Source organism: Vibrio chagasii (genome assembly GCA_041879415.1).
In the GTDB taxonomy this organism is placed as follows: Bacteria; Pseudomonadota; Gammaproteobacteria; order Enterobacterales; family Vibrionaceae; genus Vibrio.
Genome location: CP090851.1, coordinates 2,683,899 through 2,698,661 on the forward strand (window position 1 = coordinate 2,683,899; position 14,763 = coordinate 2,698,661).

The 14,763-nt window shown below is 45.6% G+C and carries 14 protein-coding genes; 2 read left to right on the forward strand and 12 right to left on the reverse strand.

All coding sequences use genetic code 11. The features are described from left to right. Nucleotides 1–9: 9 nt before the first annotated feature. The 5 genes from rplI to rnr all read right to left on the reverse strand — a co-directional run bounded on the left by rplI (nt 10) and on the right by rnr (nt 5,142). A complete protein-coding gene (gene rplI / locus L0991_11975; protein ID XGB62105.1) occupies nt 10–462 on the reverse strand; it encodes a 50S ribosomal protein L9 in 453 nt (150 codons plus the stop codon). 38 nt (nt 463–500) lie between these two features. Next, complete coding sequence (rpsR, locus tag L0991_11980) at nt 501–728, reverse strand: 30S ribosomal protein S18 (GenBank protein XGB62106.1); 228 nt, start codon at nt 726–728, stop codon at nt 501–503. Between the two features lie 109 nt (nt 729–837). Next, entirely contained in the window at nt 838–1,227 is a 390-nt protein-coding gene (rpsF, locus tag L0991_11985) for a 30S ribosomal protein S6 (protein ID XGB62107.1), read from the reverse strand. 534 nt (nt 1,228–1,761) lie between these two features. Next, entirely contained in the window at nt 1,762–2,502 is a 741-nt protein-coding gene (gene rlmB / locus L0991_11990) for a 23S rRNA (guanosine(2251)-2'-O)-methyltransferase RlmB (GenBank protein XGB62108.1), read from the reverse strand. A gap of 138 nt (nt 2,503–2,640) precedes the next feature. Continuing rightward, nucleotides 2,641–5,142, reverse strand: a complete 2,502-nt coding sequence (gene rnr, locus L0991_11995) for a ribonuclease R (protein ID XGB62109.1) — start codon at nt 5,140–5,142, stop codon at nt 2,641–2,643. Nucleotides 5,143–5,391: 249 nt separating this feature from the next. Between rnr and L0991_12000 the strand changes: the two genes are divergently transcribed. After that, nucleotides 5,392–6,801 (forward strand): amidohydrolase, encoded by a 1,410-nt coding sequence (locus tag L0991_12000; protein XGB62110.1) that lies wholly within the window; start codon nt 5,392–5,394, stop codon nt 6,799–6,801. Between the two features lie 128 nt (nt 6,802–6,929). Here L0991_12000 and L0991_12005 read toward each other — a convergent pair whose 3' ends face one another. Both L0991_12005 and L0991_12010 read right to left on the reverse strand, forming a co-directional pair. Continuing rightward, nucleotides 6,930–7,565: a sel1 repeat family protein gene (locus L0991_12005; GenBank protein ID XGB62111.1), complete on the reverse strand. Its 636-nt coding sequence runs from the start codon at nt 7,563–7,565 to the stop codon at nt 6,930–6,932. 286 nt (nt 7,566–7,851) lie between these two features. After that, entirely contained in the window at nt 7,852–9,168 is a 1,317-nt protein-coding gene (locus L0991_12010) for an adenylosuccinate synthase (GenBank protein XGB62112.1), read from the reverse strand. A 172-nt stretch (nt 9,169–9,340) separates the two neighbouring features. On the opposite strand from L0991_12010, the gene L0991_12015 reads away from it, so the two are divergent. Then, a complete protein-coding gene (locus tag L0991_12015) occupies nt 9,341–9,529 on the forward strand; it encodes a DUF2065 domain-containing protein (GenBank protein XGB62113.1) in 189 nt (62 codons plus the stop codon). A gap of 214 nt (nt 9,530–9,743) precedes the next feature. Here L0991_12015 and hflC read toward each other — a convergent pair whose 3' ends face one another. The 5 genes from hflC to miaA all read right to left on the reverse strand — a co-directional run bounded on the left by hflC (nt 9,744) and on the right by miaA (nt 14,692). Further along, entirely contained in the window at nt 9,744–10,724 is a 981-nt protein-coding gene (hflC, locus tag L0991_12020) for a protease modulator HflC (protein XGB62114.1), read from the reverse strand. Between the two features lie 2 nt (nt 10,725–10,726). Continuing rightward, nucleotides 10,727–11,923 (reverse strand): FtsH protease activity modulator HflK, encoded by a 1,197-nt coding sequence (hflK, locus tag L0991_12025; protein ID XGB62115.1) that lies wholly within the window; start codon nt 11,921–11,923, stop codon nt 10,727–10,729. Between the two features lie 27 nt (nt 11,924–11,950). Continuing rightward, complete coding sequence (gene hflX, locus L0991_12030) at nt 11,951–13,258, reverse strand: GTPase HflX (protein ID XGB62116.1); 1,308 nt, start codon at nt 13,256–13,258, stop codon at nt 11,951–11,953. A gap of 44 nt (nt 13,259–13,302) precedes the next feature. Beyond that, nucleotides 13,303–13,566 carry an RNA chaperone Hfq gene (hfq, locus tag L0991_12035; GenBank protein ID XGB62117.1) on the reverse strand — a complete coding sequence of 88 codons (264 nt, stop codon included), beginning with the start codon at nt 13,564–13,566 and terminating at the stop codon, nt 13,303–13,305. Nucleotides 13,567–13,759: 193 nt separating this feature from the next. Continuing rightward, nucleotides 13,760–14,692: a tRNA (adenosine(37)-N6)-dimethylallyltransferase MiaA gene (miaA, locus tag L0991_12040; GenBank protein ID XGB62118.1), complete on the reverse strand. Its 933-nt coding sequence runs from the start codon at nt 14,690–14,692 to the stop codon at nt 13,760–13,762. Nucleotides 14,693–14,763 lie beyond the last annotated feature (71 nt).

Sequence of the window (14,763 nt, forward strand, 5' to 3'; positions counted from 1 at the left end):
GTACTGAAATTACTCAGCTGCAACGATAGCGATTTTCGCAGTAGCAAAAACTTCAGAGTGAAGTTGGATGCTTACTTCGAATTCGCCGATGTTACGTAGAGCGCCTTCAGGTAGGCGTACTTCGCTCTTAGCTACTGCAACACCTGCCGCTGTGATAGCGTCAGCGATGTCACGAGTACCGATAGAACCGAATAGTTTACCTTCGTCACCAGCTTTAGAAGCGATAGAAACGCCTTCTAGAGCGTTAACTTTCTCTGCACGAGCTTCAGCAGCAGCTAGTTGCTCAGCAACTTTAGCTTCTAGTTCAGCACGACGAGTTTCGAACATAGCAACGTTGTCTTTAGTTGCCATAACTGCTTTACCCTGTGGGATAAGGAAGTTACGAGCGTAACCAGATTTAACGTTTACTTGGTCGCCAAGGCCACCTAGGTTACCGATCTTATCAAGTAGAATAACTTGCATTATCTTAGTCCTCTTAAACTATTATTAACTATTACCGATTACTGATGCTTGTCAGTGTACGGTAGTAGAGCTAGGTAACGAGAACGCTTGATAGCGCGAGCTAGTTGACGCTGGTACTTAGCGCTTGTACCAGTGATACGGCTAGGAACGATTTTACCAGCTTCAGTGATGTAGTTTTTAAGAGTTGCTACGTCTTTGTAGTCAATCTCTTGTACGCCTTCTGCAGTGAAACGGCAGAATTTACGACGACGGAAGAAACGAGCCATGGGCTATCTCCTGATCTTAAATTTAATAATGCAGCCTTTCAAAACTTAGAAAGTGGTGAAAGACTTAAAACAAGTTGAGAATTTTTTAAGGCATTAAGCCAAAAAAGAATTACTCAGCAGCTGCTTCTGGTTTAGCTTCTGTACGCTCTTCGCGACGAGGAGCACGCTCTGCACGCTCTTCTTTTTGCTTAAGCATAATAGATTGCTCAGTCACAGCGCCTTTAGTGCGCATGATCATGTTACGTAGAACTGCATCGTTGAAACGGAAAGCAGTTTCTAGCTCGTCAATCACTTCTTGACCAGCTTCAACGTTCATAAGAACGTAGTGAGCTTTGTGAAGCTTGTTGATTGGGTAAGCCATTTGACGACGACCCCAGTCTTCTAGACGGTGGATAGTACCGCCAGCTTCAGTGATAGAACCAGTGTAACGCTCGATCATGCCAGCAACTTGCTCGCTTTGATCAGGGTGAACCATGAATACGATTTCGTAATGACGCATTTGGTTGCTCCTTACGGATTATTAGCTTCCACGAATGGCTCGGTCGTCCAGAGGAAGCAAGGAACTAAAGATAAATGACCGAGTTTTAAGGACGGCAAATATTATAGAAAGAACCCTGTATTGGCAAGTGGTATTTGGCGAATAATAAAACAGTTTTTCTTTCGCCATTTAGGGGCTGTTAATCTTTCGAGCTGGCTTTTGCAGCTCTTTGTGGGAAATTTATACAAGACAGAGGCTTTGACGTGTAGCTAGCCTACATAAAAAGCCGATAACGCAGTAGAAATGAACCACAAAGGCTGCCCGAAGGGTTCGGCTAAAATCGTTTTATGCTTTGTTGAAGAATATTTGCTTAGAATGACTAGGCTACATACTCTTCGCCGCACCTAAAACGATTTTATCTCGAACAAAATTCAACCACGAAAGAGCAACAGCCCCTTACCATCCGTGGTTCTTTCGATTTCTGACTCTATGCCCTTAAAAAAACGCCCACCAGCATGTGGTGGGCGTTAGAAATAAATCAATTCGATTAGTAATTTACTGCGCTAGACGCTGACGTACCGCTTCAAACAGACAAATACCAGAAGCCACTGACACGTTCAGGCTTGATACACTACCTGCCATCGGAATCTTGATTAGGTCATCACAGGTTTCACGCGTTAAACGACGCATACCGTCGCCTTCTGCACCCATTACTACAGCTAGAGGGCCGGTTAGCTTCGCTTGGTAGATATCGTGCGTCGCTTCGCCCGCTGTACCCACGAACCATACACCTTGTTCTTGCAGAGCACGCATTGTGCGAGCTAAGTTGGTTACACGTACTAGAGGAACTGTTTCAGCAGCACCACATGCAACCTTGCTAACCGTTGCTGTTAACGGCGAAGAGCGGTCTTTAGGTACGATAACCGCAGCAACACCAGCCGCATCCGCATTACGCAGACAAGCACCTAGGTTATGAGGGTCTGTTACGCCATCGAGAACCAACAGCAATGGCTGCTCGTGTTGAGCTAGGATGTCATCTAGGTGAGTTTCGTTAAGCTGCTTAGCAGGCTTCACCTTAGCGATAATACCTTGGTGGTTTGCACCTTGTGCTTTGTCATCCAACGGCTTACGGCCCATCTGTTGAATGGATACACCAAACTGTTGTAGCTGATTCAGTAGTGGCAAAAGGCGCTCGTCTTGACGACCTTTCAGCACATATGCTTCGATGAAACGCGCTGGGTCTTTTTCTAGTACAGCTTTCACCGCGTGAATACCGTAAATAAATTCGTTACTCATTGTCTCAAATTACTCTTATTGCTCAGAGATGAACGGCACTAACTCCAATGCATTCAGCTCTGCGTTGTTTATTTCGAGAGTATGCGTTTCACGCCCGATACTCTCGCATTACATTCGTTGTTAACGCTTGGCGATGTCCTAAGACTTATCCGCCCTAGCCTTGCGCGTTGCTGAGCGCTTTTTCTTCGCTCGAGCTTTTGCTGCACCGGTCTTATTACGCGATTTTTTCTTTTTCTCAGAAGCTTCTGAACTACCATCTGGTCGCTTAGTTGGCTCAACTAATGGTTTAGCTGCGACACCCGGTTTGTTGCTCTTCACTGCGGCGCGTTTCTTACTTTTCGCCTTTTTCATTGCTTCAGCAGCACGCTTCTTGGCGGTTTTTCCTTTGCCACGAGGCTGACGAGCAGTGTCTTCCAAATCAAAATCAATTTGGCGAGTTTCTAGGTTAACCGCAGAAACTTTAACTTTAACCGAATCACCCAAACGATAGATGTTACCAGAGCTTTCACCCACCAAGCGCTGACCGACAGCATCAAATTGGTAGTAATCGTTCGCTAGCGCCGAGATGTGTACCAGGCCATCAATGTGCAGTTCCGTTAGACGCACAAAGAAGCCAAAGCCCGTTACGTTGGCAATCACACCGTCCATCACTTCACCGACGTGGTCTTGCATGTATTCACATTTCAGCCAGTCGTTCACTTCACGAGTGGCGTCATCGGCACGACGCTCAGTCATTGAACACTGCTCGCCGTAGAAGTCCATTTCATCGAAAGTGTAGTGGTAACCGCCGGTTGGTGTCCAACGTTCGCTGTTACGCCCCTCTTCTTTCGCAATAAGGTACTTAATCGCACGGTGCAGTAGCAAGTCAGGGTAACGACGGATCGGCGAAGTAAAGTGAGCATAGCGTTTTAGCGCTAGACCAAAGTGACCTACGTTATCAGCGTTGTATACTGCTTGCTTCATCGAACGTAGCAGCATGGTTTGAATCAACTCGCGATCTTCACGCTCATTAATTTGCTGCATCAGCTTTGCGTAATCCGTTGGTGAAGGAGATAAACCGCCGTCTAACGATAAACCAAGCTCACTTAGGAAGTCTTTAAAGCCTGCTAAGCGCTCTTCACCTGGAGTTTCGTGAATACGGTACAGCGATGGCTCTTTCGCTTTCTCCACCAAAGATGCAGACGCGATGTTCGCCAGAATCATACACTCTTCGATGATCTTGTGTGCATCGTTGCGAACAACGGGTTCAATACGGTCAATCTTACGATCCGCATTGAAGATGAATTTAGTCTCTACCGTTTCAAACTCAATTGCACCACGCTCGTCACGAGTCTGCTTCAGTACTTTGTACATTCTGTGCAGCTCTTCTAGATGCGGCACTTCTTGTGCGTAACGCTCACGAAGTTCTTCGTTGCCATCTAGGATCGCGCCTACTTTATTGTAAGTAAGGCGAGCATGAGAGTTCATCACCGCTTCATAGTGCTTGTAGCCAGACAGTTTGCCTTTGTCTGAGATAGTCATCTCACACACCATACACAAACGGTCTACTTGAGGGTTCAATGAACATAGGCCATTAGAAAGCACTTCTGGCAACATTGGGACAACTTGCGATGGGAAGTATACCGAGTTACCACGATTGATCGCTTCTTTGTCTAACGCAGTGTCAGGGCGAACGTAGTAACTCACATCTGCAATCGCTACCCATAGGCGCCAGCCACCACCTTTCTTCGCTTCACAATAAACCGCATCATCGAAGTCACGAGCATCTTCACCATCGATAGTTACCAATGGCAATTTACGCAGGTCAACACGCCCCTCTTTCGCTTCTTCAGGTACATGCTCACCCAAATTAGCAATTTGTTTATCAACAGCTTCTGGCCACTCATTTGGGATCTGGTGGGTATGAATCGCAATCTTGGTTTCCATGCCCGGAGCCATGTTTTCACCAAGTACTTCAGTTACCTTACCCATCATGTTACGAGAGCGACCGCCACGGTCAGTAATTTCAATCACAACCACATTACCCATTCGAGCTCCGCCTTTATGCTCGGTTGGGATAAGGATGTCATGACTGATACGTGAGTCGTCAGCAACCACATAAGAGTGACCATACTCCAAGAAGAAACGACCAACGATTGGCGTAGTACGTTCTTCAAGTACGCGAACTAAACGACCTTCACGACGGCCTCGCTTGCTATTGTCCGTTGGCTGAGCCAACACGTAGTCACCGTGCATGATGGTTTTCATCTGATGGTGCGGCAGTAGAATATCGTCATCCTTGCCTTTGCTACCATCAGGGCGTACCCAACCATGACCGTCTTTGTGACCAATCACGTAACCTTTCACTAGCTCTAACTTTTCAGGTAGCGCGTAGCATTGGCGACGAGTGAAGACCAATTGTCCATCACGCTCCATAGCACGTAAACGACGGCGTAGGCCTTCATATTGCTCTTCTCCAGCAAGGCCAAGCGCTTCGAATAGGTCGTTACGGTTCATTGGAATATTCGCTTCCGTTAGAAACGATAGAATGAACTCTCGACTTGGTACTGGATTGTCGTAATTCTTCGACTCTCGATCGGCAAAAGGATCAACGTTAGTGGTAGCTGTCGTGTTTTCTGACATCGGTGTGTTTTTTGACATAGGCGGGCCTGCTTAAGCAAGGAAGGTATATACCCCTAGTATATCCGATGCTAGAGGTAAGCTACAGATATGCTTTAGAAAACCCGAAAATAACCTCAGATTGATACATATCTTCATTTTGTGAAACATCACTTCACAGTATCGGACTACCATCAGAATTTTGCGCAAACGATAAAACAAACGTTTGCCTCGTGAATGAAATGCACTATTATCCAGACACTTTTACCAACTCCTGTTCTGAGTATTGATATGAAATTAAAACGCACCTTATTGGCTTCAGCAATGGCGAGCCTTACGCTATTCTCATTCGCAAGTTCTGCGATGGAAAAAGCTGACCTAATGATTACCGATGCGATGGTTCTAACCATGAACCAAGACAAAACGGTTTATGAGAGCGGAACGGTTGTCGTCAAAGACAATAAAATCATTGCGGTTGGCGATGCTTCACTAGAAAAGCAATACAAGGCTGAGCAAGTGCTGGACGTTGATGGCGATATCGTAATGCCAGGTCTAATCAATACTCACACTCACGTATCAATGACGGTTTTCCGTTCACTGGCTGATGATGTGCCAGACCGACTACACCGCTACATTTTCCCGCTCGAGAAGAAGTTAGTATCACGCGATATGGTACGCATTGGTGCCAACTTAGGTAACGTTGAAATGGTCAAAGGCGGTGTGACGACTTACGCCGACATGTACTACTTCGAAGATGAAGTCGCAAAAACCGTCGATAAAATTGGTATGCGTGCCATCCTTGGTGAAACCGTGATTAAGTTCCCGGTTGCCGATGCTGCTAACGCCGAAGAAGGTATCAAGTACGCGTTGAACTTCATTGAAGAATACAAAGATCACCCACGTATTACTCCTGCATTTGCACCACATGCGCCTTACACCAACACCACAGAGATCCTGCAGAAAATTTCTAAGTTATCACTAGAGCTAGATGTGCCAGTGATGATCCACCTTGCAGAATCGCATCGTGAAGTAGAGAAGATCGCCGAGCGTTCAGAAGGCTTATCGCCAGTTCAATACATGGATAGCATTGGCGCACTCAACAAAAACCTGGTTGGTGCACACATGATCCTAGTTGATGACCATGACATTGAGCTTGTTAAAAAGTCAGATATGGGTGTCGCTCATAACATGAGTGCGAACATCAAATCAGCAAAAGGTGTATCACCTGCACTACAGATGTATGACGAGAATGTACGTATTGGTTTAGGCACTGATGGCCCGATGTCTGGCAACACTCTGAGCACTATCGATGAATTCAACCAAGTTGCGAAAGTTCATAAGCTAGTCAATAAAGATCGTGCAGCAATGCCGCCGATCAAAGTGATCGACATGGCGACAATGGGCGCAGCAAAAGCACTACACATGGAAGATAAGATCGGATCACTTGAAGAAGGTAAGCTCGCAGACATCATAGTGATCGACACTAAAGCTCCAAATATGGTTCCTGTTTACAACCCGTATTCAGCACTGGTGTATTCAGCTAACTCTGGCAATGTTCGTCACACGATCGTCGATGGCAAGATCATAATGCAAGATCGCGACATGCTAACGGTAGATGAAGATAAGATTCGTCAGGAAGCGCTCGACTTTACCAAGGTAGTTCGTGAAACCGTTATCGAATCTGGTGAAGTAGTTCAATAAGTTCGCTATCGAATAACATGATCATCTAAACGTAAAAAGCCCCGCACTAATTCGATTAGGCGGGGCTTTTTATATCTTGTAACCTGTAACAATGAGTGCAGGAATCATTACAGGTTTCTAGCTCGGTATTACCAGAATACGTCGCGTCGTTTTGCTCGCGCGATAATATTGTCTGGCATTCTCTTTTCCAGACCACTTCGCAATACAGTAATGCGCTTGTGTTGTCTTTGATCTGCCGTGACTGAGTTGTATAACCAGCGGTAGGCATCTTCGTAATCTAACGGGCTACCATAGTCACGCAACAACAGCTCTGCTAGATGAATACTGGCACTCAGGTTTCCCAGAGAGGCTGCTTCGCGCAGGTATGGGATCGCACGTTCTTGGTCTTGTTGAACCAAGGTTCCACGAGAATAATAACGCCCCAATTGCTCTAGTGCTGCAGGTAAACCTTGGTGTGCCGCGTTTTCCATATAGTAAAGACCAAGCTCTACATCTTGAGGAACACACACGCCCCACGCCAGCATATCGCCGTATAAAAACTCATAAGAAGGCAAGCTAATACGCGTTGCACGAGCAACGATATCTTCAACTAACTGGCACTTATCAGCTTTCACTCGCTCTAGGTGTTGATTATTCTCGATTAAATTAATCAGTTCAGCTTCTGTATATATTGGAACCGGCTCCCCGACATCAGCCAAATTTGCATGACTCAAGGGTGAGCTCAGCGCCATTATTAATGAAGCTGCCACAATTCGTAGCTTCATACCTGCACTCTTTTATCGGTTTTAAAAACGCATCGAGCCTTTGGGCGACCCAAACTCAATTACATTTCACTCACTATGATATCTGTATCGGCAACTCAGCGTATCGCTTTAGACAAAACTTGCCGCTAATGGGCAATATTTTGCCAGATGGCGTTCAAAAGATTATCACAGAAAGCTCGCCCCTCAAATTGCAGGTATAAAAAAGCCGACTTAAGAAAGTCGGCTTTTAGAAAACGATTTAATTATCAAAGCACTAAAGGTGCAATGGTAATCACTCAATCAGGCATTATGCGCTGTATGGGTGAACCTTGATGATAGTTTCGTTACGGTCTGGACCAGTTGATACGATATCAATTGGCACACCTGTTAGGTCTTCGATACGTTTGATGTAATCAAGAGCAGCTTGTGGAAGCGCGTCGATTGACTTAGCACCAAATGTTGTTTCAGACCAACCTGGCATTGTTTCGTAGATTGGCGTTGCTTCTTCGAAAGACTCAGCAGCCATTGGAGAAACTTCTAGGATAGAACCGTCAGCCATCTTGTAGCCAGTACAGATCTTGATTTCTTCTAGACCGTCTAGAACGTCTAGTTTAGTCAGACACATACCAGTCAGAGAGTTGATTTGGATTGCACGACGCATAGCAACAGCATCGAACCAACCAGTACGACGTAGACGACCAGTCGTTGCGCCAAACTCGTGGCCAACATCACCTAGGTGCTTACCTACTGGGTCTTGCTTGTCTAGACCATCGTATAGCTCAGTTGGGAATGGACCTGAACCAACGCGAGTACAGTAAGCCTTAGTAATACCAAGGATGTAACCGATGTGACGAGGACCAAAACCAGAACCTGCAGCAACACCACCAGCAGTCGTGTTAGAAGACGTTACGTATGGGTAAGTACCGTGGTCGATATCTAGTAGAGTACCTTGAGCACCTTCGAACATGATCTTGTCGCCGCGCTTACGTGCTGCGTCTAGTTCATCAGTTACGTCCATAACCATTGAAGTTAGTAGATCTGCGTAACCCATGCACTGCTCAAGTACATCTTCGTAGCTTACTGTTTCAGCTTTGTAGAAGTGCTCTAGTTGGAAGTTATGGAATTCCATTACTTCTTTTAGTTTTTCAGCGAACATTTCTTTATCGAAAAGGTCACCAACGCGTAGACCGCGACGAGCAACTTTATCTTCGTAAGCTGGACCGATACCACGACCAGTTGTACCAATAGCTTTCGCGCCACGAGCGATTTCACGCGCGTTGTCGATAGCGATGTGGTAAGGAAGAATTAGAGGACAAGCTTCAGAAACGAAAAGACGCTCGCGAACTGGGATGCCGCGCTCTTCAAGAGGCTTCATTTCTTTAAGAAGTGCTTCAGGCGAAAGTACAACACCGTTACCGATAACACATTTAACGTTATCGCGCAGGATGCCTGATGGAATTAAGTGAAGAACGGTTTTTTCACCGTCAATTACAAGTGTGTGACCTGCATTGTGACCGCCTTGGTAGCGAACCACGTATTTTGCATCTTCAGTTAAAAGGTCAACGATTTTACCTTTACCTTCATCACCCCATTGGGTGCCTAGAACGACTACGTTATTTCCCATCTTTCCAATTTCTGTTGCTAATTAAAAATGGATTCTAGCACTGAATCACACTTCTTGCAGTCACTTTTTGTTCATAAACGTTAACGCTGTACAAAAATAAAACAGCGATTACGAAGGGCAGATCGCTAAAGATGCTGATATCATTGTATTTTTATAGATATAAGGCAGCATCATGTCTGATTCAATTTGGCTCGCAATTGGGCTTGTTCTCATCGTTGAAGGGCTTGGCCCATTAATCGCACCAAATGGCTGGAGAAATATGGTCGCTCAGCTAAGCGAGCAACCCGATACTCAATTGCGCCGCATTGGTGGCTGCCTGGTAGTCGCTGGCGCCGTGATCGCCTTTATGACACATCACTAATTCGCGTCATCGCATCCACAATAGCTCTCTGCATAGTTCCTTACCATTTCTAGCAGATAGATAGTTCGAGCCACCATTCTCTCATAGCAGCTTAAAACCAGATAAAAATAGCAGAATCCCAAAAAGCAAAAAGGCTCCCACAATGGGAGCCTTTTAAGTATTAGCGTGTCTGGCTATTAAAATTCAGCGTTTGCTGCTTCAATAACTGCTCAGCTTATTTCGCTGGCGCACCGCTCGCTTGATTCATGTATTGGAAGAAGTCTGTCTTCGGATCCAGTACTAGAATGTCGCTCTTATCGCTAAATGATGACTCATAAGCTTGCAGTGAACGCATAAAGCCAAAGAACTCAGGATCTTTGTTGTATGCATCAGAGTAGATCTTCGCCGCTTCTGCATCTGCATCACCACGAGTTACTCGAGCAGTACGGTCAGCTTCAGCAAGTACTGTTGCTACTTCTAGCTCAGCTTGAGCACGGATAACTTCAGCACGCTCACGACCTTGAGAACGGTGCTTACGAGCAACCGACTCACGCTCTGCACGCATACGCTTGTAGATAGAGTCACTGATGTTGTCTGGAAGGTTGATTTTCTTCATTCGGAAATCAACAATCTCAACACCAAGATCTTTCAGCGCACTTTCACGAGTATCTGCAAGTACGTTTTCCATGATCTTGTCACGCTCACCATCCACCTCTAGGGCTTCAGCAGCAGCAACTGTAGTAACTTCTTCGCTATCAGCAGAATCTGGCAGTACATCGTTATTACGAGGACCTGATACGATTTGCTTGATTTCACGAGAACCGATTTCAGAACGAAGAACATCCGTCACTTTACGCTCAAGAAGTGCTTCTGCTGTTAGTGCGTTACCACCACCTGTTGCTAGGTAGTATTGACCGAAGTCTTGAATACGCCACTTAACGTATGAATCGATGATCACGTCTTTTTTCTCAGACGTTACGAAACGGTCAGAACGGCCGTCCATTGTTTGAATACGTGCATCAAGAGTTTTCACACGGTCGAATAATGGCAGTTTGAAGTGCAGACCTGGTTCGTGGATACGAGAGATGTCGTTAGTATCTTTCAATACACGACCGAAACGAATCACGATACCGCGCTCGCCTTCAGGAATCACGAATACTGACATCAGTAGCAAAGCTAACGTAACAACCAATACAGGGATCATTAATTTACGCATTATTAGTATCTCCCTTGACGTGAGCTATCTGAACGAGACTGAGAGCTCGACGCTGGTTCAGGTTGAGTTTCTAGTTCAATCTGATCGTAAGTCGATGGTGCCTTTGTTGAGCGAGTGCCCGTCTGAGAACCACCTTGAGCACCTAGCTTATCAATTGGTAGGTACAACAAATTACCGCTTGATTCAGAGTCAATCAGGACTTTAGATGTGCTTGAGTACACTTTTTCCATTGTATCTAGGTACATACGGTTACGTGTTACTTCTGGAGCTGCTTGGTATTCAGGTAGCAGTTTCTCGAACTGAGCTACTTGACCTAGAGCACCATTAACTGTGCGCTCTGAGTAACCAACCGCTTCTTTCTTCAAACGCTCAGCACGACCTGTTGCTTTTGGAAGAATGTCATTTCGGTAAGCTTCAGCTTCACGTTCAAAACGCTCTTCATCCTCACGAGCCGCGATAGCATCATCAAATGCATCTTTAACTTGCTCAGGTGGACGTGCTGACTGGAAGTTCACGTCAACAATAAGAATACCCATATCGTAGCTATCGATAATGCGGTTAAGCGTTTCTTGAGTGCTTTGACGGATCTGTTGACGACCACTTGTTAGGATGCTGTCCATCAGTGAGTCACCGATTACTGCACGAAGCGCAGAATCCGTCGCCTGACGTAAGCTGTCGTCCGCATTCGTTACACGATACAAGTATTTGTACGGGTCAGAAACACGGTACTGAACACCCATTTCAACCGTAACTACGTTTTCGTCTTTCGTTAGCATGGTGCCAGAAGCACGTAGAGAACGAATCGCTTGAACGTTTACTAGTTGCTCATCACTGATTTGATCGATGAAACGTGGATGCCAGTTAAGACCAGGTTCTTCAATACGGTCGAATTGACCTAATCGAAGTACAACTGCTCTTTCTGCTTCGCCAACGGTGTAGAAACCTGCGAAGAACCAGATAGCAATAGCAATAACGGCAATGACACCAAAGCCAATTGCACCGCCACCACCAATAGATGGTCCGTTTCCGTTACCACCTTTTTTACCAAACTTGCCACCCAACTTTTGACTCAGCTTGTTAAACACTTCGTCTAGGTCTGGCGGTCCTTGATCTCGGCCACCGCGATTATTTTTATTACCCCAAGGGTCATTATCGCGGCCGTTATCGCCGTTGTTATTTCCAGGCTCATTCCACGCCATTAGAAAGCTCCATCATTTGATATGACGTTATACTGTAGCAGTCTCTGAGGTAACGATAAAGTCACCCAAGAGCGCCCCTTCTCTTTTTTCAAGTTTAGACCAATCTATCTGTTGCATTCGGATATCTATCAACAAGTTACCATTTTCATCATACTCTTCCTGTTGAATACATTTCAGCTGGAAAAATAAACTACGAATTCGGCCTTGATGTTGATGCGGAATACACAGTCGGTATTGAACCATTTGACTCGCTAAACGCTCAGTTAAAGCTTCAAACAGCAGTTCGATACCTTCACCTTCCATTGCAGAAACCCAAACAGCGCGTGGTGCGCCCTCTTCGTCTCTATCAATGCGAGGTTTTTGGTCTTCCATGCAGTCAATCTTGTTCATGACTACAAGGGTTGGCACTTCATGAGCATCGATTTCTTCTAATACATCATGAACAGCCTGAATGTTCTCACGAAAGCGGTCATCACTGGCATCAACAACATGTAACAAAATGTCAGCTTCCTGCGTCTCTTGTAACGTAGCCTTGAACGCAGCGACCAAGTCGTGTGGTAGATGACGGATAAAACCTACGGTATCTGCGAGAATCGCAGGCCCGACATCTGGCAAATCAATCTTACGTAGTGTTGGGTCTAGCGTTGCAAACAGTTGGTCTGCCGCATAAACACCGGCACTAGTGATTCGATTGAAAAGCGTTGATTTCCCCGCGTTGGTATAACCAACTAAAGAAACGGTTGGGATCTCAGCTCGATTACGAGCACGTCGCCCTTGTTCACGTTGCTTAGCTACCTTAGCTAAACGACGTAATATTGCCTTTATACGGTCACGCAACAAACGTCGATCGGTTTCCAGTTGAGTTTCACCTGGACCACGAAGACCAATACCACCTTTCTGCCTTTCAAGGTGAGTCCAACCACGAATCAATCGGGTAGAGATATGACGAAGCTGAGCGAGCTCAACTTGTAGCTTACCTTCATGAGTTCGCGCACGTTGTGCAAAGATATCTAAGATCAAACCCGTGCGATCAATCACACGACATTTACACAATTGCTCGAGGTTTCGCTCTTGGGCAGGAGAGAGGGAGTGGTTAAAAATCACAATTTCAGCACCGGTCAGCTGAACAGCTTGTGCGATTTCTAGGGCTTTACCTTCTCCGACATAGTATTTAGGGAGTGGGGATTGGCGGCTACCAGTAATCACTTGTAGCGTTTCTACCCCCGCAGAGGAGACCAGCATTTCGCATTCGCTTAGGTCTTCCCATTCTCCCTCATGCGTGAAGTTGATATGAACAAGTACGGCTCGCTCACCGGATTCATAACGGTCAAACAAGCAACCAACTCCTTATCACAGCATTTGCTGTGTTAATTGAACGATTAATCTTCTGTCTTCTCAGCACGATCAGATGGAGCACGTTGCTCGCCGCTGTGGTGACTTACTGCACGAGCAGGAACCACAGTAGAAATCGCATGCTTGTAAACCATTTGGTTTACAGTGTTCTTCAGCAAGATCACGAATTGATCGAAAGACTCGATCTGACCTTGCAGCTTAATGCCGTTTACAAGGTAGATTGAGACTGGAATGCGCTCACGGCGGAGTGCATTTAGGAATGGGTCTTGTAGCGATTGCCCCTTAGCCATTTTATTTTCCTTATTTTGTATTTTGTTGTAATTATTTAGCTAGTGGTGCACAAAAAGGTGCGGCCTTTGCATCTGAGCTAAATGAATAAAAAAACTCCGTTGTTATTGAAAGGCTGTGATTTTAAAAAGCCTCAATAACGGATCCTTTCCAGAGTATATTCACGCAAAAGCGATCACATTATACACAGCAATACTAATCAGATGCTATTGCATCTGAAAGAGTTTCTAACGCTTGATCAATGTTTTCGCTATCCAACCAAGTTAAATCATCCCAACTGCGCAACCAGGTGATCTGTCGCTTGGCCAACTGACGGGTTGCACAGACACCACGGAAAACCGCTTCGTCTAAATCACAATTACCGTCTAAATAATCCCACATCTGCCTATAACCAACGCATCGAATCGATGGCAATTCAGGATGAAGATCTTCTCTGGCGTACAGCGCCTTCATTTCTTCTTCAAAGCCTGCTTCGATCATCTTCTCGAAACGCAGCTCAATGCGGCGATGGAGTTCTTTCCTTTCCTTGGGAGCTATTGCAAATTGTTTTACACGAAATGGCAGGCTATCGCCTTTCGTTTGAGTTAGCTCTGTTAATGTTTTACCCGAAATTCGATAAACTTCCAATGCCCTTGAAAGCCTTTGTGGATCATTTGGGTGTATTCTTTCAGCGGATACGGGATCAATCTCTCTTAATTGATCGTGTAATGCTTGCCAACCTTGCTCAATAGATTCCGCTTCAATCTGCTTACGAATCTCAGGATCCGCAGCCGGTAGTGGCGATAAACCTTCCAACAACGCTTTGTAGTAAAGCATAGTGCCGCCCACTAAAAGAGGGATCTTGCCTTGGGCAACGATCTCGTTCATCTCTTTCAATGCATCACGACGAAAATCTGCCGCAGAGTACGCTTCGCTTGGGTCAAGAATATCAATCAAGCGGTGAGGCGCGAGCGCAAGCTCTTCTGCATCCGGTTTAGCGGTGCCGATATCCATGTCTTTGTAGATAAGTGCCGAATCGACGCTGATGATCTCTACTGGGTATTTCTGACGTAGGCGGATAGCTAAATCTGTTTTTCCTGATGCCGTTGGGCCCATTAAAAACAACGCTAAAGGTAATTTTTCAGTCATGATATTTAGTATTTGTTTCTCAGTTATAGCGCTTTATAGCAAAGGGCTTTTGTCACGAGGGATTTGCGTTC

Bases quoted from the DNA above. Each gene is read 5' to 3' on its own strand.
- hfq (XGB62117.1), bottom strand. From the start codon at position 13,566: ATGGCTAAGGGGCAATCGCTACAAGACCCATTCCTAAATGCACTCCGC.
- rlmB (XGB62108.1), bottom strand. From the start codon at position 2,502: ATGAGTAACGAATTTATTTACGGTATTCACGCGGTGAAAGCTGTACTA.
- hflK (XGB62115.1), bottom strand. From the start codon at position 11,923: ATGGCGTGGAATGAGCCTGGAAATAACAACGGCGATAACGGCCGCGAT.
- L0991_12010 (XGB62112.1), bottom strand. From the start codon at position 9,168: ATGGGAAATAACGTAGTCGTTCTAGGCACCCAATGGGGTGATGAAGGT.
- hflC (XGB62114.1), bottom strand. From the start codon at position 10,724: ATGCGTAAATTAATGATCCCTGTATTGGTTGTTACGTTAGCTTTGCTA.
- rpsR (XGB62106.1), bottom strand. From the start codon at position 728: ATGGCTCGTTTCTTCCGTCGTCGTAAATTCTGCCGTTTCACTGCAGAA.
- miaA (XGB62118.1), bottom strand. From the start codon at position 14,692: ATGACTGAAAAATTACCTTTAGCGTTGTTTTTAATGGGCCCAACGGCA.
- L0991_12015 (XGB62113.1), top strand. From the start codon at position 9,341: ATGTCTGATTCAATTTGGCTCGCAATTGGGCTTGTTCTCATCGTTGAA.
- rplI (XGB62105.1), bottom strand. From the start codon at position 462: ATGCAAGTTATTCTACTTGATAAGATCGGTAACCTAGGTGGCCTTGGC.
- rpsF (XGB62107.1), bottom strand. From the start codon at position 1,227: ATGCGTCATTACGAAATCGTATTCATGGTTCACCCTGATCAAAGCGAG.
- L0991_12005 (XGB62111.1), bottom strand. From the start codon at position 7,565: ATGAAGCTACGAATTGTGGCAGCTTCATTAATAATGGCGCTGAGCTCA.
- rnr (XGB62109.1), bottom strand. From the start codon at position 5,142: ATGTCAAAAAACACACCGATGTCAGAAAACACGACAGCTACCACTAAC.
- L0991_12000 (XGB62110.1), top strand. From the start codon at position 5,392: ATGAAATTAAAACGCACCTTATTGGCTTCAGCAATGGCGAGCCTTACG.